Origin of the sequence: Domibacillus epiphyticus, assembly GCF_001975785.1 — a bacterium.
GTDB classification, from domain to species: Bacteria; Bacillota; Bacilli; order Bacillales; family Domibacillaceae; genus Domibacillus; species Domibacillus epiphyticus.
The window spans coordinates 1-22,622 of record NZ_MSFI01000023.1; the positions used below are offsets into that span (position 1 = coordinate 1).

22 protein-coding genes, 1 pseudogene and 3 riboswitches are annotated in these 22,622 nt (G+C 42.6%); of the genes and pseudogenes, 15 read left to right on the forward strand and 8 right to left on the reverse strand.

Annotated features, from left to right (window positions below; all coding sequences use genetic code 11):
• The first annotated feature begins 171 nt into the window (after positions 1-171).
• The 3 genes and pseudogenes from BTO28_RS13375 to BTO28_RS17575 form a co-directional block, all read left to right on the forward strand.
• Positions 172-1,335 (forward strand): Gfo/Idh/MocA family protein, encoded by a 1,164-nt coding sequence (locus BTO28_RS13375; protein ID WP_076767096.1) that lies wholly within the window; start codon positions 172-174, stop codon positions 1,333-1,335.
• Positions 1,336-1,484: 149 nt separating this feature from the next.
• Positions 1,485-2,756 carry an MFS transporter gene (locus BTO28_RS13380; RefSeq protein WP_076767098.1) on the forward strand — a complete coding sequence of 424 codons (1,272 nt, stop codon included), beginning with the start codon at positions 1,485-1,487 and terminating at the stop codon, positions 2,754-2,756.
• Positions 2,757-2,866: 110 nt separating this feature from the next.
• A pseudogene (locus tag BTO28_RS17575) lies at positions 2,867-3,222 on the forward strand (IS3 family transposase); the annotation flags it as partial.
• Between the two features lie 93 nt (positions 3,223-3,315).
• Here BTO28_RS17575 and BTO28_RS13390 read toward each other — a convergent pair.
• Positions 3,316-5,013, reverse strand: a complete 1,698-nt coding sequence (locus tag BTO28_RS13390) for an AAA family ATPase (protein ID WP_076767102.1) — start codon at positions 5,011-5,013, stop codon at positions 3,316-3,318.
• 149 nt (positions 5,014-5,162) lie between these two features.
• Between BTO28_RS13390 and BTO28_RS13395 the strand changes: the two genes are divergently transcribed.
• From BTO28_RS13395 to BTO28_RS13420, 6 genes are all read left to right on the forward strand, one after another.
• Positions 5,163-5,600, forward strand: a complete 438-nt coding sequence (locus tag BTO28_RS13395; protein ID WP_076767104.1) for a peptidylprolyl isomerase — start codon at positions 5,163-5,165, stop codon at positions 5,598-5,600.
• Between the two features lie 68 nt (positions 5,601-5,668).
• The gene (locus BTO28_RS13400) at positions 5,669-5,980 is read left to right on the forward strand and encodes a metal-sensitive transcriptional regulator (protein ID WP_076767106.1); all 312 of its coding nucleotides are present in this window, start codon (positions 5,669-5,671) and stop codon (positions 5,978-5,980) included.
• Between the two features lies 1 nt (position 5,981).
• A riboswitch (TPP riboswitch) is annotated at positions 5,982-6,083 on the forward strand.
• A gap of 112 nt (positions 6,084-6,195) precedes the next feature.
• Entirely contained in the window at positions 6,196-7,002 is an 807-nt protein-coding gene (gene thiM / locus BTO28_RS13405; protein WP_076767108.1) for a hydroxyethylthiazole kinase, read from the forward strand.
• Positions 6,999-7,802: a bifunctional hydroxymethylpyrimidine kinase/phosphomethylpyrimidine kinase gene (gene thiD / locus BTO28_RS13410; RefSeq protein WP_076767109.1), complete on the forward strand. Its 804-nt coding sequence runs from the start codon at positions 6,999-7,001 to the stop codon at positions 7,800-7,802. Before thiM ends, thiD begins: the two co-directional genes overlap by 4 nt.
• Positions 7,802-8,440, forward strand: coding sequence for a thiamine phosphate synthase (gene thiE / locus BTO28_RS13415; RefSeq protein ID WP_076767194.1), 639 nt, complete (start codon positions 7,802-7,804; stop codon positions 8,438-8,440). Before thiD ends, thiE begins: the two co-directional genes overlap by 1 nt.
• A 104-nt stretch (positions 8,441-8,544) precedes the next feature.
• Positions 8,545-9,450: a diacylglycerol/lipid kinase family protein gene (locus BTO28_RS13420; protein ID WP_083711612.1), complete on the forward strand. Its 906-nt coding sequence runs from the start codon at positions 8,545-8,547 to the stop codon at positions 9,448-9,450.
• A gap of 32 nt (positions 9,451-9,482) precedes the next feature.
• Here BTO28_RS13420 and BTO28_RS13425 read toward each other — a convergent pair whose 3' ends face one another.
• Positions 9,483-9,758, reverse strand: coding sequence for a hypothetical protein (locus tag BTO28_RS13425; protein WP_076767113.1), 276 nt, complete (start codon positions 9,756-9,758; stop codon positions 9,483-9,485).
• Between the two features lie 301 nt (positions 9,759-10,059).
• Positions 10,060-10,165: riboswitch (SAM riboswitch) on the forward strand.
• A gap of 173 nt (positions 10,166-10,338) precedes the next feature.
• Here BTO28_RS13425 and BTO28_RS13430 point away from each other — a divergent pair.
• Both BTO28_RS13430 and metC read left to right on the forward strand, forming a co-directional pair.
• On the forward strand, positions 10,339-11,439 hold the full coding sequence (locus BTO28_RS13430; RefSeq protein ID WP_076767115.1) for a methionine biosynthesis PLP-dependent protein: 1,101 nt from the start codon (positions 10,339-10,341) through the stop codon (positions 11,437-11,439).
• A gap of 4 nt (positions 11,440-11,443) precedes the next feature.
• Positions 11,444-12,595 carry a cystathionine beta-lyase gene (gene metC / locus BTO28_RS13435; RefSeq protein WP_076767117.1) on the forward strand — a complete coding sequence of 384 codons (1,152 nt, stop codon included), beginning with the start codon at positions 11,444-11,446 and terminating at the stop codon, positions 12,593-12,595.
• 43 nt (positions 12,596-12,638) lie between these two features.
• On the opposite strand, the gene BTO28_RS13440 is transcribed toward metC, so the two are convergent.
• From BTO28_RS13440 to BTO28_RS13445, 3 genes are all read right to left on the reverse strand, one after another.
• Positions 12,639-12,890 carry a GlsB/YeaQ/YmgE family stress response membrane protein gene (locus BTO28_RS13440; protein WP_076767119.1) on the reverse strand — a complete coding sequence of 84 codons (252 nt, stop codon included), beginning with the start codon at positions 12,888-12,890 and terminating at the stop codon, positions 12,639-12,641.
• A 124-nt stretch (positions 12,891-13,014) separates the two neighbouring features.
• A complete protein-coding gene (locus BTO28_RS17720; RefSeq protein WP_269843874.1) occupies positions 13,015-13,146 on the reverse strand; it encodes a hypothetical protein in 132 nt (43 codons plus the stop codon).
• Between the two features lie 99 nt (positions 13,147-13,245).
• On the reverse strand, positions 13,246-14,463 hold the full coding sequence (locus BTO28_RS13445; protein WP_076767121.1) for a NupC/NupG family nucleoside CNT transporter: 1,218 nt from the start codon (positions 14,461-14,463) through the stop codon (positions 13,246-13,248).
• A gap of 171 nt (positions 14,464-14,634) precedes the next feature.
• Between BTO28_RS13445 and BTO28_RS13450 the strand changes: the two genes are divergently transcribed.
• From BTO28_RS13450 to BTO28_RS17185, 3 genes are all read left to right on the forward strand, one after another.
• Positions 14,635-16,206: a peptide chain release factor 3 gene (locus BTO28_RS13450; protein WP_076767122.1), complete on the forward strand. Its 1,572-nt coding sequence runs from the start codon at positions 14,635-14,637 to the stop codon at positions 16,204-16,206.
• A 126-nt stretch (positions 16,207-16,332) separates the two neighbouring features.
• Positions 16,333-16,495: riboswitch (yybP-ykoY riboswitch) on the forward strand.
• 51 nt (positions 16,496-16,546) lie between these two features.
• Positions 16,547-17,335 carry a TerC family protein gene (locus BTO28_RS13455; protein ID WP_076767124.1) on the forward strand — a complete coding sequence of 263 codons (789 nt, stop codon included), beginning with the start codon at positions 16,547-16,549 and terminating at the stop codon, positions 17,333-17,335.
• A 97-nt stretch (positions 17,336-17,432) separates the two neighbouring features.
• Positions 17,433-17,594, forward strand: a complete 162-nt coding sequence (locus BTO28_RS17185; protein ID WP_158068827.1) for a hypothetical protein — start codon at positions 17,433-17,435, stop codon at positions 17,592-17,594.
• A 138-nt stretch (positions 17,595-17,732) separates the two neighbouring features.
• On the opposite strand, the gene BTO28_RS13460 is transcribed toward BTO28_RS17185, so the two are convergent.
• Positions 17,733-19,493: a B12-binding domain-containing radical SAM protein gene (locus BTO28_RS13460; RefSeq protein ID WP_076767126.1), complete on the reverse strand. Its 1,761-nt coding sequence runs from the start codon at positions 19,491-19,493 to the stop codon at positions 17,733-17,735.
• A complete protein-coding gene (locus tag BTO28_RS13465; RefSeq protein ID WP_076767128.1) occupies positions 19,490-20,491 on the reverse strand; it encodes an acyltransferase family protein in 1,002 nt (333 codons plus the stop codon). The genes BTO28_RS13460 and BTO28_RS13465 overlap by 4 nt, the downstream gene beginning before the upstream one ends.
• 67 nt (positions 20,492-20,558) lie before the next feature.
• Here BTO28_RS13465 and BTO28_RS13470 point away from each other — a divergent pair, with 67 nt between their 5' ends.
• Complete coding sequence (locus BTO28_RS13470) at positions 20,559-21,026, forward strand: methylated-DNA--[protein]-cysteine S-methyltransferase (RefSeq protein ID WP_076767130.1); 468 nt, start codon at positions 20,559-20,561, stop codon at positions 21,024-21,026.
• Here BTO28_RS13470 and BTO28_RS13475 read toward each other — a convergent pair.
• Positions 21,005-22,519, reverse strand: a complete 1,515-nt coding sequence (locus tag BTO28_RS13475; protein WP_076767196.1) for an ATP-binding protein — start codon at positions 22,517-22,519, stop codon at positions 21,005-21,007. The genes BTO28_RS13470 and BTO28_RS13475 overlap by 22 nt on opposite strands.
• Positions 22,520-22,622 lie beyond the last annotated feature (103 nt).

The following is a 22,622-nucleotide window of genomic DNA, read 5'->3' on the forward strand; positions in this document are numbered from 1 at the left end:
GGATATCAAATTGCGGTCATTTCTGACGCGATTCTTGAATCTGCCGAAAAAGGCGAATGGATTAGCCTTTCAAAGATTTTAACGGAAGCAAAATAAACAAAAAATATGGATAGAGGCCGTGGAAAGCGGCCTCTATAAAATAACGAGATGGTTTGATTGGAGGGATAAAGAATGGAAAAAATAAAAGTAGGAATTATCGGTACTGGTTTTATTGGCCCTACACACATTGAAGCCATTAGAAGACTTGGGTTTGTGGAAGTGGTTGCCTTGGCGCAAAGCAATCAGGAGGCAGCTGAACAAAAAGCGGCTGAGCTAGGCATTCCAAAAGCTTATGGTGATTATCGTGATATGCTGCAAGACAGTGATATCCAGGTTGTACATAACTGTACCCCAAATCACCTTCACTTCGAAATGAATAAAGAAATTATTGCAGCAGGAAAGCATGTGTTATCAGAAAAACCATTAGCGACGTCCAGAGAAGAGTCTGCAGAATTATTGGCATTAGCAAGAGAACATAAGGTTGTGCATGGTGTTAATTTTAATTATCGTCAATTTCCAATTGTGAAACAGTTAGAGACGATGATTAAAAGCGGAGAGCTCGGGAAAATTAACTTAGTTCATGGTAGTTATTTGCAAGATTGGTTATTATTTGATACAGATTTTAATTGGAGATTAGCTCCTGAAGCTGGAGGGAAATCCCGAGCTGTAGCAGACATTGGCTCTCATTGGTGTGATACCGTTCAGTATGTAACTGGGAAGAGAATTGTCGAAGTTTTCGCTGATTTAGCAACCGTTATTCCTGTAAGAAAAAAATCGGCTTCGAACGCATCTACCTTTACTGAACAAAAAGGGCAGGAAGAGGCTTATGAATCTGTCCCAATTAACACGGAAGACTATGCTTCTGTACTTGTACGTTTTGAAGATGGAACTAAAGGTGTATTTACCGTTTCTCAAGTAAGTGCCGGCCGGAAAAATAGACTGAGTTTTGAAATTAATGGAAGTGAGCGCTCTGCGTTTTGGAATCAAGAAGAACCTGAGAAATTGTGGATTGGGCATCGAGATCGGCCGAATGAAATTCTTTTAGCGGATCCTGCTCTGTTTTCTTCAGAAGCAAGGTTATCGATCCATCATCCTGGCGGTCACAATGAAGGATGGCCAGATGGTCTGAAAAACGGCATGTTGCATTTCTATACATTTATACGAGACGGAAAAGATCCTTTACGAGATCAAGTCAATTTTGCTACTTTTTTGGATGGACATATATCCATGTGCATTACGGATGCCATTTTAGAAAGCCATGAACAACAAAAATGGGTGAAGGTAAATGTAAAGTAGAAGCATGGATGTACATAGTTCTTTTGAGTAGTGAAACAAATGTGGTGAGCATAACAAGTCATATATGTTTATGGAGTCGAGTGCACGTGCATCTTCAGATCATTGACATCGGTTATAGATACCATAAAACAAAATATGAGGTGATATAAATGAATGCGATTTCAGGAAAAGGACGGACAGGTCTTCCGGCTGCCGTTATTTGGGGATATGTCGCAACATTGATCTTTATGGTTGGTGACGGTCTCGAACATGGCTGGCTTTCTCCATATCTTATTGAACATGGACTAACCATTCAACAATCGGCTACACTATTTACTGCATATGGAGCAGTGCTAGCCATCGCCTCTTACTTTTCTGGCGTACTTACGGAAGCTTTCGGACCAAGAAAAGTAATGTTAGCGGGGCTGCTGCTCTGGTTAGTTGGTCAAGTTTTATTCATTGAATTCGGATTAAAAGATCAAAACTATGCATGGATGCTGCCGACTTATGCTCTTCGAGGCTTCGGATATCCATTGTTCTGTTATTCATTTCTAGTGTGGGTGACGTACCGCAGCCCGGAACGCATAATGGCTACAGCAGTAGGATTGTTTTGGGCAGCCTGGAGTGGTGGGCTCTACGTTGTCGGAAGTTACTTTCCGGCATACATGATTCCGAAAATCGGCTACGTTGGTTTGATGTGGAGCGCTGTTGTCTGGGTGGTTGTCGGTGGATTAGTTGGAATTTTGGTTGTCAAAGATGATGGAATTAAACGTCAAGGAAATTCTAAGGAAAAACTTAAAAGCTTATTGAGTGGTCTGACCATTTGTGTTGAAAAGCCGAAAGTTGCCATAGGAGGAATCGTCCGTATTATCAATTCAACCGGGATTGGTGCTCTGCCTATCTTTTTCCCTCTGTATTTGTCATCTGAATATGGGTTTACTACAGAACAATGGCTGCAAGTTTGGGGGACGATGTGGGTTGCGAATATCATATTTAATCTAATCATCCCATACATCAGTGACAGATGGCTAGGCTGGCGCAATACGGTTATGTGGGTTGGCAGTTTCGGTTGTGGGGTCATGACATTAGTAATGCTTTACACTCCCCAGTTCTTCGGTAATAACTTCTGGGCGATGATCACAGTGGGAATCTTTTTCGGTATCATTTTATGTGGTTTTGTGCCGCTGACAGCTCTTGTAACGTCAATGGCTCCCGATCAGAAAGGCTCTGCCATGGCTGTCGTAAGCTTTGGTGCCGGTATGTCTTACTTTATTGCACCGGCCATCGTAGGAGCATTCATCGGAATTATTGGAGTTCACGGCGTCATGTGGGTTTTTGCTGGCTTGTATTTCCTTGGAGCGGTATTAATGAAATTCATGACATTGCCGGATGAAGAAAAACAAAATGAAAGCAGTTACTTGATGGAAAAGCAAACAAGTTAAAAGCTGACTTCGTTAAGAAAACTAGATTTAAAGACAGACCTTGCAGTTTTGCTGCAAGGTCTTATTTTTAATTATACATTCAACTGGTTTACTGGGCTGTCATGTAAGGCTGGCAATGCCGGGTGAAAGTAAAGAAACGCAAACAGACGGGGCAGTCTGACATTATTGCCATTTCAATCGGGGACTGCCAGAATACTGATTTTGTTTTAGATACCCTGGCAAAGCCCCCAGTCTGCCCAAAGGATGTACCAGGGATCCGTTTATACATCCTATGATTACCAGAGGGAAGTCAAAAGAAAAAGGCATGATCATGAGCATGTCCCGTAAAGGAACGCCCGCTGATAATGCCCCCATCGAATCGTTTCATGCCTCGCTAAAGTCTGAAATGTTCTCCTTCGACAACACTACGACAGCCATCGTAGAGCAAATTGTCGAGGCGTATTCAAACGAAATAAACAGCCTGTAGCCGGTACAATATCGGCAACAGGCTATTTAAAAGGTGTTTTGATCCCTGTCTCAAAGACGGGGTAAATCCTAGGATCTTCCGTTTTTTTCTTTCTTACAATTGGTGAATAATTGCTTCAACTTCGATACCTTCCAATGTTTCCTGAGTCATTAACGCCTCCACGAGACGGTCAAAAGCGTCTCGATGCTCCTCGATAAGGGTTTCTGACCGTTTTAATGCCAGTTCGAACAAATCAATCATTTTTGTTTCTTTGTCCGCTTGTCGGAATGTAAGGGAGAAACGGTCCTGGAAAATACCAGTATCGACCATCCGTTCAAGTATTTGTTTCGCCTGCTGTACATCTCCGCTGACGCCGATTGAATGTTCACCGAGATAAAGGCGTTCGGCGACACCGCCTGATAAAATCATGGCCACTTGATCAATTAGTTCACTCGCTGTTGATAAATGTAATTCTTTCGGAACAGGGGCAACATAACCAAGTGCTTGACCACGCGGGATGATTGTTGCCTTCCGAACAGAACCAGGCTTTGTGAGCGCGGCGACGAGAGCATGTCCCGCTTCGTGAATCGCTACACGACGCTTTGTTAAAGGATCGGCGAGAGGGCGTGTCATCGTACCGAGAATCGTCCGGTCTAACGCGTAATCAAAATCTTTCTTTTCAATGGTGTCGCGGCCGCTTCGGATCGCACTTCGGCTTGCGGTTTCAAATAAAGCGGAAAGTTCGGCTCCTGAAAACCCGACTGTTGCTTCAGCTAAATCATGCAGCATCGCAGCGGCATTGTCCGTCAAATTTTTCCCGCGGGCATGAATGTCAATAATTTCTTTACGCCCTTTCGCATCCGGCAGCGTCACATGGAACGAAAAATCAATACGGCCGGGACGCAGGAATGCTTCGTCAAGCATATCTTTTCGATTGGTTGCGGCAATAAAGAGGAGCCCATCATTATCGTGGCCGCCGTCGAGCTGAACGAGTAATTCCGTCAGCGTTTTTTCCCCCTCTTCTCCACCATGCGTTTTTCGTCGACCAGCAAGTGCATCGACCTCATCTATAAAAATGACCGCTGGCTTTTGCTTTCGTGCTTCTTTAAACAAGCTGCGCACGCGTGATGCACCGACGCCGACAAATAATTCCGTAAAAGATGATCCGCTCGACGAGAAAAATGAAGCCCCAATTTCTCGTGCAATGGCCTGTGCCAGCAATGTTTTGCCGGTACCCGGCGGTCCATATAATAAAATACCACGCGGCGGTTCAATACCGAGACGTGTAGATAAGTCTTTTTCTTTTAAAATCGAAAGGGTCTGCAGGATATCTTCCTTCATTTCATCCGACAAGCCACCGACATCCTGAAGGGTGATGTCAGGAAGAGGACGGGCATGTGATAGGCTGTTCTTCATCGAATGGGCAACACCAATACCGCCTTTTTTTCGGTAAAAGTAAAAGCCCAAACCAACGAGAAGAGCAATTAATCCAATCGCAATCCAGTTCTCATAAGGTTCCGCTTTTTTATACTCATAGCGGATATTGTACGTCTCATTTAACCTGTCTACGACCATGCTGCCCGGTGATATATAAGAAGTAAATTCTCCATTTTGTGTGTAAATTTGAAGCGTGCCATCAGGGAATTCGATAAGCCTGACTTCATGGCCGTCTTCTTTTTGTATAATATCTTCCACAGAAGAAAAAGGTATAACCGTTGATTCATTTCCTTTCTGCACATACCAGAATACGCCAGCTGCCATCAATAAAAACACAGCAGCAGATTTCCAAAGTAATCCGGGACGTGTCAACATTTTTATCACACTCCCTTTCTAGAATACTTCTATTATATGAAAAAAAAAGCGAACTTGAAAGCGGAAAACATTTCTTCAAATCCCGCCAGTTTGAAAATGTGAGTCTGCATGGTATTATAGTAAAGATTATAAATAAAGGAGCGATAATTGTGGCAAAAAAAGGTTATATTCAAATGAAAGATGGCGCGAAAATTGAATTTGACTTGTTCCCAGAAGCGGCACCGGGCACAGTTGAAAATTTCGAAAAATTAGCAAACGAAGGCTTTTACAATGGTGTTGTGTTTCACCGCGTTATTCCAGGTTTCGTAAGTCAGGGCGGTGACCCAACAGGTACTGGAATGGGTGGTCCTGGTTACACAATTAAATGTGAGACAGAAGGGAATCCTCATACACACCAAGAAGGTTCTCTTTCAATGGCGCATGCCGGCAAAGACACAGGCGGAAGCCAGTTCTTTATTGTTCATGAGCCGCAGCCGCATTTAAACGGCGTTCATACTGTTTTCGGCCAGGTAACATCCGGAATCGAAGCGGTAAAATCAATGCAAAACGGCGACGTGATGGAGAAAGTGGAAGTGTTTGAAGCGTAAAGTGTTTGGACCGGCCACCCGCCGGTCTTTTTTGTGCTATAGTATGCATAAGGAGCGTGACGGTCTTGATGGAAGAACATGCGGCATGTGAAACCAATGAGCGGAAAAGTCATCATTCCGATGCTGTGAAAAAGAATCTAGTCACAAGATTGAATCGGATTGAAGGACAAATTCGCGGCATTAAAGGCATGATTGAAAAAGATGCGTACTGTGACGATGTGATTACGCAAATTGCCGCGACGCAGTCTGCTTTAAACAGCGTAGCCAAACTCCTTCTCGAAGGACATGTCAAAACGTGTGTCACCGAGCGCATTCAAGAAGGCGATGTTGAAGTCATTGATGAATTGATTGTTACCATCCAGAAACTCATGAAAAAATAAACAGGACTACTGGGGGTGCCCTGCGGCTGAGAGGGGACGTTGTTCCTAACCCTAAACACCTGATCTGGTTAATGCCGGCGTAGGGAAGTAGCAATCACTGATGATAACCCGGATCAGGCGTATTGCTGTTCCGGGTTTTTGTATGGAGGGAAATATCGTTTTAGCGATCCGTTTAAAAAAACAAATATATTAAAAAATCGAAGGGAAGATATAAGATGAACAATGAATTCGCAGCAGAGCTGCTTGAGCGCGTTCGAATTACGAAACCACTCGTACATAATTTAACGAATACTGTTGTCACAAACTTTACGGCAAATGGGCTGCTTGCACTTGGAGCTTCACCAGTAATGGCGGATGCTGTGGAGGAAGCGGAAGATATGGTCAAAATCGCTGGTGCGGTTTTATTAAATATTGGTACGTTAACTGCTCCAACCGTGGAAGCGATGATTTTAGCCGGCAAAGCAGCGAATAAGGCAGGAGTTCCAGTCATATTCGATCCAGTTGGCGCTGGTGCAACACCTTTTAGGACGGAAAGTGCAAAACGAATTTTATCGGAAGTACAAGTCGATGTTTTGCGCGGGAATGCTGGTGAAATTGCTGTTTTATGCGGACAGTCGATTCAAGTAAAAGGAGTGGACGGCGGAGGGAATGCCGATGTGCGGACGCTGGCGAAAGAAGCTGGGGAGATACTAGGTGTCACGTGTGTTATTACAGGCGCGGAAGATGTCGTGTATGGAGAGGAATCTCTTTCCATTCAAAATGGCGATCCGATTTTAACGACTGTAACAGGAACTGGCTGTCTGCTCGGTTCGGTCATTGCGGCATTTTGTGCAGTTGAAAAAAACTATGCTCTGGCAGCAGCAGCTGCACTCGCTTTTTACGGTACCGCAGCAGAACGTGCGGCTCATAAATCAGGATCAAACCGTCCGGGTACATTTGCGGTTGAATTCCTGAATGAACTGGCTCTTACAGGTAAAAATGAAGTGAGACAAAACGCGAGAATAGAGGTGCTGGAAAGATGACAGCGAAAAAAGCAATGACCATTGCCGGCTCCGACAGCGGTGGAGGAGCGGGCATTCAAGCAGATTTAAAAACATTCCAGGAACTCGGGGTGTTTGGGACATCGGCCATTACAGCTGTAACGGCACAAAATACTCTCGGTGTTCATGGCGTATACCCAATGAGCGCGGACGCTGTGGAAAAACAAATTGATGCAGTCATACAAGACATCGGTCTGGATGCACTAAAAACAGGAATGCTTTTTTCGACAGAAATTATTGAAGCGGTAGCATCAAAAATTAAAGAACATAATATTACAAACGTCATCGTCGATCCGGTCATGATCGCAAAAGGGGGAGCGCCTCTTCTCCAGGAGGAAGCAATGGGCGCATTAAAAACATCATTGCTGCCACTTGCACTAGTCGTAACTCCAAACATCCCGGAAGCGGAAGCTATATCCGGCGTGACGATAAAATCGGTAGAAGATAAAGAAAAGGCTGCAAAGGTGATTGCGTCATTCGGCGTAAAAAATGTGTTGATAAAAGGCGGTCATGATGAAGGGAATAAAACGATTGATCTACTGTATGACGGTGAGTCATTCTATACATTTACAGGTCAACGTATTGATACAAAGGATACGCACGGTACAGGTTGTACATTCTCTGCTGCCATGACGGCGGCAATCGCAAAAGGTGGTTCTGTTCGCGTTGCAGCTGAAACAGCAAAACAGTTTATTCAGGCGGCAATTGAAGATGGAATCAATATTGGAAATGGACACGGTCCGACCAATCATTGGGCCTACAAGAAGCGGGGAAAATGCTGATGAAAAAAGAACAGCTGGCCGTTTATTTCATTGCAGGTACGCCTAACTGCCGTACGTCAATAGATGAAACACTTCAAGCGGCGATTCATGGCGGAATTACGATGTTTCAATTTCGTGAAAAAGGCGAAGGCGCTTTGACCGGAGAAACGAAAAAACATCAGGCCCTTCGTTTGCAGTCAATGTGTAAACAGGCTGGTATCCCATTTATCGTTAATGATGACATTGATCTCGCCATTGAAATTGGTGCAGATGGTGTCCATATTGGTCAGGAAGACGAGCCGGCATCAGTCGTCCGTAAAAAAATCAAAGGAGGCATCGTGGGTGTATCGGTTCATACGATGGATGAATTTGAGAAAGCGATTATAGACGGGGCAGATTATGTCGGAACGGGACCGATATATTCGACAGCGACGAAAACCGATGCACGCCCGGTTGCCGGTACAACGCTCATAGCGAAAATGAAAGAGAAATATCCTCATTTCCCGATCGTAGGCATTGGCGGCATTACCATAGAAAATGCAGTGGACGTAATGAAAGCTGGTGCAGACGGAGTATCGGTCATTACAGCGATTAGTCATGCAAATAAACCAGATCAGGCTGCATCAAAATTAAAAAACGTTTTTTCAAAAACAAAATAAACTAGAAGCCGGTGTTTAACCTTATGCTCCGGCTTCTATTTTTTTGTGATAATATGGAGGAAAAGACATAGGACAAAGTGAACGGTACTGCCGAGAAATGAGTGATGAATATGTATCTCTTTATTGTCAATCCAGCCTCTGGGGATGGACGTGCAAAGTCTTTATGGCTGAAGGTGGAACAGCATCTGCAAAAGAAAAACGTAAAGTATGAAGTCCTTTTTGGTGGATCAGAAGCGTCAGCACGTGAATTTGTTTGGGGAAAGATGAAAGAAGAAAAAGTTAAAGCTGTGGCTGTTATTGGCGGTGATGGGACAGCAAATGCTATTTTGCAGGACCTCGTTCATTGTGAAACGGCATTAGCTATCCTGCCTGCTGGTTCAGGCAACGACATTGCCCGTATTTTTGGGCTTACTAATCATCCTGGTCAATTTGTGGAGAAGCTCCTTTCCTCCAAAACAAAAGCGGTGGATGTTTTAAAAGCCAACACGTGTTACGGTTTAACAGTTGCAGGAACCGGGCTTGACGCAGACATTGCGCAGCGTGTAAACCAAGCATTTTATAAGAAATGGCTGAACAAAATCGGAGCTGGTTCATTTGCTTATACAGTCGGTACTGTTTTATCTGCTTTATTATTTAAACCGTTTAAAAGTATCATCACAATTGATGGAGACCAGTACATTTCAGATGAAACGTGGCTTCTTGCATTCGGCAATACATCATCCTATGGGGGTGGACTTGTTATTTGTCCGTATGCCCATCCTGTTGATGGCGTGCTTGACGTAACAATGCTTCATACTGTGAAACGAGGAAAGGTTCTCTTTCAGCTATTCCCTATGTTAATGCGTGGAGAACCGATCAAAAAGAATGGAGTAATGTATAAAAAAGGAAAAAAGGTCTCTGTGGATACGGACAGACCCATTCCGGTCATGGTCGATGGAGAGGAGATCGGCACAACGCCTGTACAAATTACGGTTCATGAAAAAGCACTCCAGCTTGTGTTAACTACATAAAAAGACGCTTTCGAAAACGAAGGCGTCTTTTATTATTTTACGACCTGGAATACAATGTGACGGTTCATGACCGGTTTCAGCTTAAAAAGAACGTGAGTAGTCACTTCTTTCTTCATTACAGCTGATACGGCCCCAGAGAGGGTCAAAGACTGGATGAAAAATGTTGCGCGGCGTTCAATATAGCGGATTATTTGATCTTTATAAAAGAGTTCGCGCTTTGCGATTTTCTCCTTAATTTCTTGAGTAAGCTGTACAGCAAATTGTGTAACAGAAAATTCGACTCCTCCGTAAAATTCAGCTACTGTCATAGCTCATTCACTCCTTCCTCCATTTCCTTATTGTCAATACTTATATTTATATCTTAACATAAAGTTTACAAAACTTTAACAAAAACTTATGGATAATTTACAATTCCTTTTATTTATATGCTTTAAACATTTTTTTATGCATAAAACACAGGTTAAGATAACTCGCCATCGCTGTATTTGTATCTCTATCTTTTGTATAAATAATCTGAGAAAATGTAACTTGATACAATTTGGTATAATAAAAAGGTTGTCATTATGCACATTTTCCTGTACATTTAAAAAATAAGTCAAACTAAACATAACCTTATCAAGAGAAGCGGAGGGACTGGCCCAATGATGCTTCAGCAACCGGCCTGCGCGGCAAAGGTGCTAAATCCAGCGGACCCACACCGTCCGGTAGATGAGAAGAAGTGTAAAAACAAGCCTTCTTCCATGAAGGCTTGTTTTTTTGTCCATATTAATGGCAGCAGGAAAACGTTAAACGGAAGATGATATGCCCGAAACCTATGAGTGAATGGTCAAATATTTAACGGGAGACCTGCTGAACTGAAGTTTCACTTTATAAAAAGGAGCGATATTCATGACAAATATTGAAACGAAATTAGCACAAATCGGCAACCGGACAAACAATCCGACAGGTACGGTCAATCCGCCTGTTTACTTTTCAACAGCTTATCGCCACGAAGGAATTGGCATGTCAACAGGCTACGACTACGTGCGGACAGGCAATCCGACTCGTGAGGTTGTTGAAAAAGCAATAGCGGATCTTGAAGGGGCAGATGCAGGTTTTGCCTTTTCATCGGGTATGGCTGCCATTCATACACTTCTCTCGTTATTTGAGCCAGGCGATGAATTCCTCGTCTCAGCAGATTTGTACGGCGGGACGTACCGCTTGTTTGAAAAAGGATGGAAAAAATTCGGATTGAATTTTACATACGATAGTTTTGAAGATCTCAATGAAACAAAAACGCGCCTATCAGACAAGACGAAAGCCATTTTCTTAGAAACACCGACTAACCCGCTGATGAAAGAAACAGATATTGCATCCGTTGCGGCTTTTGCGAAGGAAAACGGTTTGACTTTAATCGTGGATAACACGTTCTACACGCCCGTTCTCCAGCGCCCGATCGAGGAGGGAGCGGACATTGTCCTGCACAGCGCGACGAAATACCTCGGTGGTCATAATGATGTGCTTGCGGGTCTTATCGCTGTCAAGGGAGAAGAGCTATCAGCAAAAGTGTTTGAATTTCAAAATGCAATCGGCGCTGTGTTGTCTCCGTTTGATTCCTGGCTGCTAGCACGCGGGATGAAAACACTGAGCCTTCGCATGAAACAGCATACAGAAAACGCACAAAAAATCGCAGCGTTTTTAGAAACACATGAAGATATTTTAGATGTCTTATATCCGGGTCAGGGCGGGATGCTTTCATTCCGTTTAAAATCAGAAAACTGGGTAAATCCATTTTTACAAAATATGCGGTTAATTTCTTTTGCCGAAAGTCTCGGGGGAGTGGAGAGCTTTATTACGTACCCAGCAACACAGACACACATGGATATCCCGGAAGATGTACGGATTGCAAATGGTGTCTGTAACAGGCTTCTTCGTTTTTCAATCGGTATTGAGCACGCAGAAGATTTAATTGCCGACTTATCGCAGGCATTTGAAAAAATGAAAGGGTGATTTGATGAGCGACTATACTTTTCAAACCAAATTGCTTCATAACGATCATAAATTTGATGCCAATACTGGGGCAGTTAGTGTACCAATTCAGCATGCTTCCACATTCCACCAATCCGATTTCGACTCGTTTGGCCAGTATGACTACAGCCGTTCAGGAAATCCGACAAGAGAAACGCTGGAAGCTGCTATTGCGGAGCTTGAAGGAGGCGTTCGTGGTTTTGCATTTGCATCCGGTATGGCGGCCATTTCAACAGCCTTTCTTCTATTATCTAAAGGAGACCACGTTGTTGTAACAGAAGACGTATACGGAGGTACATTCCGGATGGTGACAGCTGTGCTGACCCGCTTCGGTATTGAACATACGTTTGTCGATATGACCGATTTAAATGCGGTAGCTAAAGCCATTCAGCCAAATACAAAAGTCGTTTACATGGAAACACCGTCAAATCCACTGTTAAAAGTGACAGACATTGAGGGCATTGTTAAATTGGCGAAAGCGAATGACTGCCTCACATTTTTGGATAATACATTTATGACTCCGTATCTACAGCGGCCGATCGAACTAGGAGTGGACCTTGTTCTGCATAGTGCGACGAAATTTTTATCCGGTCATAGTGATGTTCTTGCCGGTCTTGCCGTTGCGAAAGATGAGGAGCTGGCATCAAAGTTTTACGCGCTGCAAAATTCATTCGGTGCTGTTTTAGGTGTACAGGACTGCTGGCTAGTTTTGCGGGGGTTAAAAACATTATCAGTCCGGATGGAGCAATCTCAAAAAGGTGCAGCGGAAATCGCCCATTATTTAGCATCGCACCCACGTGTGAAAAATGTATACTATCCTGGTCTCGCTTCTCATCCTGGAAACTCGATCCATTTCCGCCAGGCATCCGGTGGAGGGGCTGTGCTTTCTTTTGAACTGGAAAATGAAGAAGCAGTGCGCCAATTCAGCGCTAACGTGAAAATTCCGGTATTTGCCGTCAGCCTCGGCGCCGTAGAATCCATTCTATCTTATCCTCCAAAAATGTCTCATGCCGCAATGCCGGCAGAGGAACGGAATAAGAGGGGAATTACCGATGGACTGCTGCGGCTGTCGGTTGGTCTTGAATCACCTGATGATTTAATTCGTGACTTTGAACAGGCTTTTCAACAGTTTTCATAAAAAAACGTCATCCCATTGATTGGGATGACGTTTTTTTAATTATTTATGCATGACGCATTTTTTTAAGGATAAAGCTGACAATGGCAACGAGAATAACCGCACCGATTAAGGCTGGGATAATGGCCATGCCGGCGATTTCTGGACCCATATCGCCAAGCAAAGCCCCACCGATCCATGCACCAATAATACCTGCGATAATATTGCCGATAATTCCACCTGGAATATCTTTACCTAAAATAAGACCAGCCAACCAGCCGATGATTCCTCCGATAATTAGAAACATAATAAATCCCATTGTGTAATACCTCCTAAGATAGATAATTTGTAATGCCTTGATGGTTTATGTATTCCCGTTAGGGACAATATAAAACCAAAAAAGTCAGGAAAAATTTAATTTTGAATATTTTGATAATTATCCGTTAAAAAAAAACAGCCCGCAGGCTGCTTTTTTTAATATTTACGAATGGCAAATTCACATTCACCTTCCAGTGCTTTAATAAGGCGTCAAAGCCCGCTTGCTTCATCGATTGCACGTTCATCCAGCAGTTCATGAAATCTCCCCCCCTAAAACTTTACATGGAGAAGGATGAAGCTGCTCATTGCCCCTGGAAATTTTTCCAGTATCTCCTGAAAAGAGGGGGGCAAACAACTTAGATTAACATACCTGCGATTGCGGCACTGAGGAGAGACGCAAGAGCTCCTGCCAAAACGGATTTTAATCCAAGTCTTGCTATGTCATCCCGCCGATTTGGTGCTAAGTTGCCAAGCCCGCCGAGCAAAATAGCGAGTGAAGAAATGTTCGCAAATCCGCAGAGTGCAAAGCTTAAAATAGCAACGGTTTTTTCAGATAGATTAGGGATTTCCGGTCCGAAATTCGAATATGCGACAAACTCATTAATAACGAGTTTTTGACCAATGTAGTTTCCTGCCTGAATGGCTTCTTCCCACGGAACACCAATCGCAAATGCAAGCGGAGCGAACAGATAGCCAAGAATGAGTTCAAGTGATAGGTTGTCAAATTGAAAGAGGCCGCCGATTAACCCGAGTATCCCATTTAACAGAGCGACAATCGCAATGAATGCGAGAAGCATCGCCCCGATATTTAGCGCCAGCTGCAGTCCGACAGCAGCTCCTTTGGCTGCGGCATCAATAACGTTTGCGGCATCTTCATCTGATTCCATTTTAAACTCTTCGGGCTCTGGTTCATCTGTCGTTTCTGGAACAAACAATTTTGCCATGACTAGGCCGGCAGGTGCTGCCATAAAGCTTGCCGCAATTAAGTACTCAAGCGGTACACCGAGGAGCGAATACCCGACAAGAACAGAACCGGCCACGGATGCGAGGCCGCCGGTCATAACCGCAAATAATTCTGAATCGGTCATGCGATGAATATATGGCTTAATGACGAGCGGTGCTTCTGTCTGTCCGACAAAAATGTTTGCCGCTGCGGACATCGATTCCGCTTTTCGCGTCCCGAGAAGTTTGGACAGAACACCGCCAATGATTTTAATGAAAAACTGCATGATTTTTAAATAGTACAAAACAGAAATAAGGGCTGAGAAAAAAATAACGACAGGCAAGACGTTTAAGGCAAATACAAATGTAATATTTGACTCTTCCGTGAACAGGCCGCCGAATAAAAAATTAATCCCTTCATTGGCATAGCCGATAATAGCATTTACGACTTCCGTGAATTTCAGCAGCATTTGCCGACCGAAATCCCACTTTAACACAATAAATGCAAAGGCAAGCTGGAATGCAAGCCCGCCAAGCACCGTCCGCCAATTGATTCGTTTTCGATCTGTTGAAAAAAGAAAACCAATACCGAGAACGACAGCAATGCCGAAAAGTCCCCAAACATATGTCATTTTAAACACCTCATTAATTTTATTTACACATAGGCATCTGTCTAGTTTATAATTAAGTCCGTCGGCTTCACAACTTTTTTCAAAAAGACGTAAAATTAAAAAAATACTTACTATATATGTTATCTAAATCGACAGTATATAAACGCGTAGGAATAGAAAGGAAGAATCAGTATGACATCATTTAAAGAAGACGTATTATCCAGACGTACATTCGCTATTATCTCCCATCCGGATGCCGGAAAAACAACGATGACGGAAAAACTGCTTTTGTTCGGCGGTGCCATTCGTGATGCGGGAACAGTTAAAGGGAAAAAAACAGGGAAATTTGCGACATCAGATTGGATGGAAATCGAGAAGCAGCGTGGAATTTCCGTAACATCATCCGTTATGCAATTTGCATACAATGGGTTTAACGTAAACATTCTCGACACACCTGGACATCAGGATTTCAGTGAAGATACGTACCGGACATTGATGGCGGTCGACAGTGCAGTCATGATTGTGGATGCTGCAAAAGGGATTGAAGCGCAGACGCTGAAACTTTTTAAGGTGTGCCGAATGCGGGGCATCCCGATTTTTACATTTATTAATAAACTTGACCGACAAGGGAAGCTGCCGCTCGAGTTGTTAGAAGAACTGGAAGACGTACTTGGTATTCAATCGTACCCGATGAACTGGCCGATCGGAATGGGGAAAGAATTCTTTGGAATTTACGACCGTTTTAATAAACGTGTAGAGCAGTTTCGTACGGAAGAAGCAGACCGTTTTTTACCGCTTGATGAAGATGGTCATATCGCTTCTGATCACCCGATAAAACAGTCATCTCTTTATACGGAAGCAATGGAAGATATTTTGCTCCTTGAAGAAGCTGGGAATGAATTTTCGCGTGAAAAAATTAATTCAGGTGAATTGTCTCCCGTTTTCTTTGGCAGTGCATTGACAAATTTCGGCGTGCAGACATTTTTGGAAACATATTTACAATTTGCGCCGGCACCGCAGCCGCGAACAGCTGATACGGGTGAAGTCGATCCGCTCAGCGAACAGTTCTCCGGTTTTATTTTCAAAATCCAGGCAAATATGAACCCGGCTCATCGTGACCGCATTGCATTTTTGCGTATTTGCTCCGGAAAATTTGAACGTGGGATGGCCGTTACGCTTGCCCGAACAGGAAAAACGACGAAAGTGTCCCAGTCGACGCAATTTCTCGCGGATGATCGCAGTACTGTTAATGAAGCGGTAAGCGGAGATATAATTGGGTTATATGACACAGGGAATTATCAAATCGGTGACACGCTGACGGGTGGAAAACCAGTTTTTCAATATGAAAAATTGCCGCAATTTACACCGGAGTTATTCGTAAAAGTGTCGGCAAAAAACGTCATGAAGCAGAAAAGTTTTCACAAAGGGATCGAACAGCTCGTCCAAGAAGGTGCGATTCAAATGTACAAAACGGTCCGTACGGAAGAGTACATTCTAGGGGCAGTTGGCCAGCTGCAATTTGAAGTGTTCGAGCACCGAATGATGGGCGAGTACAATTCAGAAGTACGGATGGAGCCAATCGGGTCTAAAATTGCACGATGGGTGGAAAATGAAGAAGACATTAAAGATTCTATGTCGTCATCAAGAAGTACACTTGTGCGTGACAGAGCTGGTAAACTGGTCTTTTTATTCGAAAATGATTTTGCTCTTCGCTGGTTTCAGGATAAGCATGAAAACATCCGCCTGTACAATTTGATGGGATGAATTTCGTGCAATTTTGACGGTATTCGTCATGAAATTCACTTTTTATCGGCACTTTTTTTAAAAAGGTTTTACAGGGAGAAAATAAATCGGTATAATTATGTAGTGGAAAAACTGATTATTCTTTTGACGTAAGTCGAAGGGGAGTAGCGTTAGGTGTATACCTAAAACAAAGTCGTCATTTCATGGATAATTCATTCATCGGCTTTGTTGGCATGAAGATAAGACATGCTCAGCGAGACCTTTGCCTTTATAGGCATAGGTCTCGCTTTTTTTTGTTTTCTTCGTGCTTGTTTTAGTATCAGTTGAAACAGGAATACTATTACCGGAAGGAGAGGGAAGTATGGATACGGCATTATTAATTGAATACGCCTGGGTGCTTGGCGTCCTCATTATTCTTGAGGGAATATTAGCCGCAGATAATGCGGTTGTCATGGCGGTAATGGTTAAACATTTACCGAAAGATCAGCAGAAAAAAGCATTATTTTATGGATTATTAGGAGCGTTTGTATTCCGTGTACTCGCATTGTTCCTTATATCATTTCTTGTTAAAGTTTGGCAGGTACAGGCGATTGGTGCCCTTTATTTATTCTTTATTTGCTTCAGTCATCTTTATAAGAAATGGAAAGAAAAAGATGAGAGCATTGAAGGGCATGGTCTTGAAGAACCAAAAAAAGGCTCTTCATTCTGGATGACAGTGTTAAAAGTCGAAATAGCGGATATCGCATTTGCCATTGATTCAATGCTTGCCGCGGTGGCTCTTGCGGTGACATTACCGGAAACCGGATGGGGTCAAATTGGTGGAATCGACTCAGGACAATTCTTAGTAATGTTCTTAGGAGGATTCATCGGAGTGATTATCATGCGTTTTGCTGCGACATGGTTTGTCCGTTTATTGCAAAAGTATCCAACGCTTGAAACAGCAGCCTTTTTAATCGTCGGCTGGGTGGGTGTCAAACTTGCTGTCTTTACATTATCACATCCTTCACTTGCCATTCTCGATGAGCATTTCCCGGAATCGAAACCTTGGAAGATTGTGTTCTGGGGTGTGTTAATCGCGATTGCGCTGGGCGGTTATTTAGTTGCCAAAGCGAAAGGGCCACAAGACGATATAGAGCAGCCAGGTGTTTAATGAAAAAAGCTTCGAACGTAAAGTTCGGAGCTTTTTTATGTTTTAAAAATACGTGTAGAAAGGGAATGAAATAGAATTAAGCAATGAGGGAAGGGATATGGACTTAAAATCAGGGGATTTGTATCGGCCGGATACGTTTAAAAATGCTCCTTCTTATCCGCGTGTGGAGGAAAGCAAGAAATGCATGATTAGTGGTGCAGGTTTTCAGGTGCTTGCCGCGCATTTGAATGGAAAGATAAAGGTGCAAATGTCATATTGATCCGGAACTGTATAAGCGTAAAAGCTTATTTTGTGCCAGTGCGGTAGAAGAAAAAGAAACAATAGAAATGGAGTGGGGCATTACCGGAAGCTATTTAAAAAAAGGCAATGAACCGAACGGGCTCACTGCCTTAATAATTTAAGCTTTTTCATGCAAAAGCGGTACATTTTCTTCCTTTAAGAAAAATAATGACGAACCTGTCCCAGCAGGGTCAAACCAGGCAATGAGATAGCCGTTTAACTCTTCCCATTTCCCGTCTTCTTTGATCATATTGACCGGTTCAACCATGGTATGTTTATATAACTCTTTTTCGTGAAGGCCGAGCACCGCAAAATCATTTCCGGCTATGGACGGATTTTCAATCAGAGAACGGTATACAGCAGACCGCGTTGATTTATCGAGACGATCTTCCCACCACGGCTTACGCGGGCGGTATCGCTGACTGTTTAAATAATCAAATTTCATGATGCTTTCGGTAAGATAGTACTGATTTGGATATATATCATTTAAAAAAGCGGCAAGACGTTTGAATAAATCTTCGAGCTGGTGGCCAATTCTTCCCCATCCTTTTGTTTCCCAGAAAGAACCAAAATCCTGGAAAAAGTCAAAGGGTGTGTTGACTAAATGTTCTACAATGTATTCAATCGTTTCATCTGTTCGGTGATCATTCCAGTATTTCTCAAGGACATCTTCCGTCTGCTTAATACGGATAACATCTTCGAATGGCAAAACTCGGTTTGACAACATTTCATAAGGAGACTGATCCATATATTCATATCCATATTTCTCAGCACTCAGACGCAGCCCTGTGCCCCGCAATAATTTTAAGAAACCTAGCTGCAATTCTTCTGGACGCAATGCAAATACATCATTAAATGTATTGCGGAATGAATCATAATTTTCTTCAGGCAAGCCGGCTATTAAATCGAGATGCTGATCGATTTTGCCTCCGTTTTTAACCATTGTAACTGTCCGAACGAGCTTTTCCCAGTTTTGTTTCCGCATGACAAGTTCATTGACGTCATCATTGGTTGACTGTACGCCGATTTCAAAACGGAACAGTCCTGCAGGGGCATTTTTATTTAAAAAGTCAATGACTTCCGGACGCATGATGTCGCCGGTTATTTCAAATTGAAAGACGGTTCCGGGAACATGTTCATCAATTAAGAATTGGAACATCTCCATCGCATAGCTGCGGCTGATGTTAAATGTACGGTCAACAAATTTAATCGTTTTTGCTCCGTTTTTCATTAGAAAACGAATATCCTCTTTTACTTTTTCACGGTCAAAATAACGGACACCTGTTTCGATGGAAGAAAGGCAAAACTGGCAGCGGAATGGACAGCCCCGGCTCGTTTCAATGTACGTAATCCGTTTTGAAAGATTAGGAAGATCTTCTTCGAAATGGAACGGTGACGGAAGCTTGCGTAAATCAATTTTATTTGTCTGCGGGTGAATATGGTGCTTTCCATCCTGTTTGTACCCAATGCCGGCGACTTTTGAGAAGTCACGGCCGCCGGAAAGTTCATCGAGCAATGACCGGAACGTTTCTTCTCCTTCACCGATAACGATAAAATCGACATCGGTTAAACGATCAAGCCAGAATGGTACATCATATGTTACTTCAGGTCCGCCAAATACAATGGTGCAATCAGGAAGTACTTTTTTTAGCATGCCGGCAACGCGAATCGTTTCTTCAATGTTCCAAATGTAACAGCTAAAGCCAATGACATCCGGTTTTTTGCTGTACAAGTCAGTTACAATATTCATCGCAGGATCTTTGATCGTATACTCCGCGATATCGATATTATAGGCATCCTCACAATACGATTTTAAATACCGGATCGCAAGGTTCGTATGAATATATTTAGCATTTAATGTGCAAACAGTTATGTTCAAGTTATTCTATCTCCTTTTTTCATTAAAAAGCCTGGCCGCTTTTGTTCGAGTACTGGACAGAACAAAGAGGCTGTAATAGGCGAGGACAGGATGAATGTCAATATCGAAGCAGCTGCAAAAAGAGCGAACAGCGACGGCGGCAGTTCAAGTGAATCAACATGTCTTGATGACTGGACGAAAAAGCCGTGCAGTAAATATACATAGAGTGTATTTTGCCCCCATGTTGTAAAGAAAAATCGTTTATGCGTCACAATGGACAAAATAAACGCAATCATGACTACGTTCATTATATAAATGAGTGAACGCCATACGATACCGGACAGTGGATCTGCTTGTAATTCTTCATATGAGCGTGATCCAAATAGCCACTCAATTTGTATGTTTGTATGCTGATAAAAAAATAAAAACAATCCGATAGCGGTAAATAGTAGCACAATCCGCACTGGTAAAGTGAAAAGCGGTGCGAACCATTCTTTTTTCAAATGGTAGCCAATTAAAAAGAACGGAAAAAACACAAACGTTCGCCCGATACTGAGCATGTCAATTGATTCATCGATCAAGCCGATTAATAGCCCGGCAATAATCGCAATCACAATCGCAGCAGCGGGTTTCAGCCATTTTATTGTGGCAAAAAGCAGCACATTCCAGAAAAATAAACTGAGCAGGAACCAAAGAGACCATTCGGGAATAAGCAAGCTGACCGTTATTGATTCCTTATCTTCAATCCAGAAATAAAAGAAAGAATAAATGATCTGGAAAATGATAAGCGGCAAAAGCAGCTTCCCAGCCACTTTTTTTATATAGCCCGGCCGCATAATTCCTTTCGCAAAGTACCCGGAGACAAGAATAAACGCCGGCATGTGAAACAAGTAGATGCTCATATACAGGGCATAATTAAGCGGGCTGTCTGTGATATACGGCCGCAGTAAATGACCAAATACGACCAAGAATGTGAGCACAAACCGCACATTATCAAAATAAAAATCACGTTTTTTCATTAAAAGATCACCTGTATGATAGGATAAATATATGAAATTATTATACACGACAGAGAGAGGGAGCACGATGAAATTTGTTAAATTAGACAGCCCGATCGGTCCGTTGTCGATAGTTCGCAGTGAAAAAGGGATTTGTTCTGTAAACTTTTATCATATGATAGAGTCAACAGAATTAACATTAGATGAACAGGATGCACTTTTACAAAAGGCTGCTGTTCAACTCTCTCAATATTTCAATAGGGAACGTCACGTATTTGATTTGACTCTTGATATAAAAGGGACCCTATTTCAAGAAAATGTATGGCGTGCATTATGTTCGATTCCGTTCGGTAAAACGGTAAGCTACCAAGAAATTGCTGTCATGTGCGGCAACCATAAAGCAGTGCGGGCAGTCGGACAGGCAAACAAACGAAATCCAGTCCCCATTATCATTCCATGCCACCGCGTGATCGGCAAAAACAAATCGATGACCGGCTATAGCGGAAAAGAAATCGATAAAAAAATGCGCCTTCTTCAACTTGAAGGCGCACTGTGAGGCCATTTTATCGGCAATGAAATATGAACACGAGTACCGGAGCCAAAATCACTCTCGATCCATATATTTCCGTCGAATGATTCAACAATTCTGCGGCAAACAACAAGACCAAGACCAGTGCCGTGTTTTTTTGATGTGTAAAAAGGCTTAAATAACTGATCGGCCTCTTCTTGCTTAATGCCGCGTCCCGTATCTGATACTGTTAACAGGCATCGACGGTCATCTTGGATGATTGTCACAGTCAACTGGCCGCCATCTGGCATGGCTTCGAAGGCGTTTTTTGTCAAATTTAAAATAACCTGCTTTATTTGATCGACGTTAACATCGACCGGTATTTCTGTTTCCGGAAGTGCCATCTTGTATTCCACTGAATGCAAATTGGCTTCTGAATATATAAGCGGGTTTACATCGAGAATAATATCCCGAATATCGACAATGATCGGTTTTTGAGCTGTAGGCTTTCCAAGGATGAGAAACTCACTTACAATTTGATTGATGCGTCCTATTTCTTTATCAATAACTGAAAAGTAAAGACGGTCAGATTCATCATCATATTTTTCACCAAGAAGCTGTACGAGTCCTTTAATGCCTGTCAGAGGGTTTCTTATCTCATGGGCGGTACTTGCGGCAAGCGTCCCAATTAATTCGAGCTTTTGTGTTTCCTGCTGCATATAATCAATTCTTGTCTGTCGTTTTAACATGGAGTATTTTACAAGTAAAAACACTACATGCAAAATAATGAATGTGATAATTGTAAACAGGACAATAAAAGGCGCTGAAGTACGCATAAGTGTATCTTTTTCGTGAACAGTTACAAACCAGGGCACTTGCATAAGCGGGGTACGATACGAAAGGTGTTTTTTGCTCTGTTTGTCAATAGAACTGTCATTGACAGTGAAAATTTGTATGCCGCTTACATTTTCAAATGAAATCGATTCATCTGGCGTTAAAAGGGACATAATATTCTTCATATAGTCCAATCGAATATGTGCGACCAATATGGAAGACACGTTTTCATCATCTGAAATGACGGGTGTGGCAATAGCGACGACAGGCTGATTATTTACCAGCGTTTCGGGCTCATTTGCCACAGCTGCAGATTTTGTTGCCAAAGCTTCTTTTATATATGGTTTATCACGTAAATTGTACTGCTTTAATAAGTCGTTAGTTCCGCTTTGAACGTTTGCCTGGGCATCCAGAAGATATATACCGCCGTAGCGTGGATCTCTTTCTGCTGTTTTTTCCAGCAGCTTTTTTAGCTTCGCCAGATTAAGCGGCTCTTCTTCCACACTCGCTTCTAAAATATCAAGACTCACTTTCGTTTCATTAATAAATTGATCCATTTGATTACGATGAATACTTGCCACCCATTCAAGATGTTCGTTACGTTCATTGGCTGCACGTTCTATTAGCAGGTGATAAAAGATAAATGTAAAGATGATAGCCGGTATGATGACAATGCCTATATAAATAAATCGCTCATTTTGTTTCATAGTTAGCTCGCCTTTAATTTTTTTCATGAAAATAGTATAGCAGAGTTTTGTTCATTTCTCTTAAAAAGATGAAATTAACTGTAAAACACTTTTAAAAAAAGTG

What these genes read in the sequence shown, in the direction of transcription:
- BTO28_RS13375 (WP_076767096.1), top strand. Translation starts at nt 172, where the DNA reads ATGGAAAAAATAAAAGTAGGAATTATCGGTACTGGTTTTATTGGCCCT.
- BTO28_RS13380 (WP_076767098.1), top strand. Translation starts at nt 1,485, where the DNA reads ATGAATGCGATTTCAGGAAAAGGACGGACAGGTCTTCCGGCTGCCGTT.
- BTO28_RS13390 (WP_076767102.1), bottom strand. Translation starts at nt 5,013, where the DNA reads ATGTTGACACGTCCCGGATTACTTTGGAAATCTGCTGCTGTGTTTTTA.
- BTO28_RS13400 (WP_076767106.1), top strand. Translation starts at nt 5,669, where the DNA reads ATGGAAGAACATGCGGCATGTGAAACCAATGAGCGGAAAAGTCATCAT.
- thiM (WP_076767108.1), top strand. Translation starts at nt 6,196, where the DNA reads ATGAACAATGAATTCGCAGCAGAGCTGCTTGAGCGCGTTCGAATTACG.
- thiD (WP_076767109.1), top strand. Translation starts at nt 6,999, where the DNA reads ATGACAGCGAAAAAAGCAATGACCATTGCCGGCTCCGACAGCGGTGGA.
- thiE (WP_076767194.1), top strand. Translation starts at nt 7,802, where the DNA reads ATGAAAAAAGAACAGCTGGCCGTTTATTTCATTGCAGGTACGCCTAAC.
- BTO28_RS13420 (WP_083711612.1), top strand. Translation starts at nt 8,545, where the DNA reads ATGAATATGTATCTCTTTATTGTCAATCCAGCCTCTGGGGATGGACGT.
- BTO28_RS13425 (WP_076767113.1), bottom strand. Translation starts at nt 9,758, where the DNA reads ATGACAGTAGCTGAATTTTACGGAGGAGTCGAATTTTCTGTTACACAA.
- BTO28_RS13430 (WP_076767115.1), top strand. Translation starts at nt 10,339, where the DNA reads ATGACAAATATTGAAACGAAATTAGCACAAATCGGCAACCGGACAAAC.
- metC (WP_076767117.1), top strand. Translation starts at nt 11,444, where the DNA reads ATGAGCGACTATACTTTTCAAACCAAATTGCTTCATAACGATCATAAA.
- BTO28_RS13440 (WP_076767119.1), bottom strand. Translation starts at nt 12,890, where the DNA reads ATGGGATTTATTATGTTTCTAATTATCGGAGGAATCATCGGCTGGTTG.
- BTO28_RS17720 (WP_269843874.1), bottom strand. Translation starts at nt 13,146, where the DNA reads ATGAACTGCTGGATGAACGTGCAATCGATGAAGCAAGCGGGCTTTGAC.
- BTO28_RS13445 (WP_076767121.1), bottom strand. Translation starts at nt 14,463, where the DNA reads ATGACATATGTTTGGGGACTTTTCGGCATTGCTGTCGTTCTCGGTATT.
- BTO28_RS13450 (WP_076767122.1), top strand. Translation starts at nt 14,635, where the DNA reads ATGACATCATTTAAAGAAGACGTATTATCCAGACGTACATTCGCTATT.
- BTO28_RS13455 (WP_076767124.1), top strand. Translation starts at nt 16,547, where the DNA reads ATGGATACGGCATTATTAATTGAATACGCCTGGGTGCTTGGCGTCCTC.
- BTO28_RS17185 (WP_158068827.1), top strand. Translation starts at nt 17,433, where the DNA reads ATGGACTTAAAATCAGGGGATTTGTATCGGCCGGATACGTTTAAAAAT.
- BTO28_RS13465 (WP_076767128.1), bottom strand. Translation starts at nt 20,491, where the DNA reads ATGAAAAAACGTGATTTTTATTTTGATAATGTGCGGTTTGTGCTCACA.
- BTO28_RS13470 (WP_076767130.1), top strand. Translation starts at nt 20,559, where the DNA reads ATGAAATTTGTTAAATTAGACAGCCCGATCGGTCCGTTGTCGATAGTT.
- BTO28_RS13475 (WP_076767196.1), bottom strand. Translation starts at nt 22,519, where the DNA reads ATGAAACAAAATGAGCGATTTATTTATATAGGCATTGTCATCATACCG.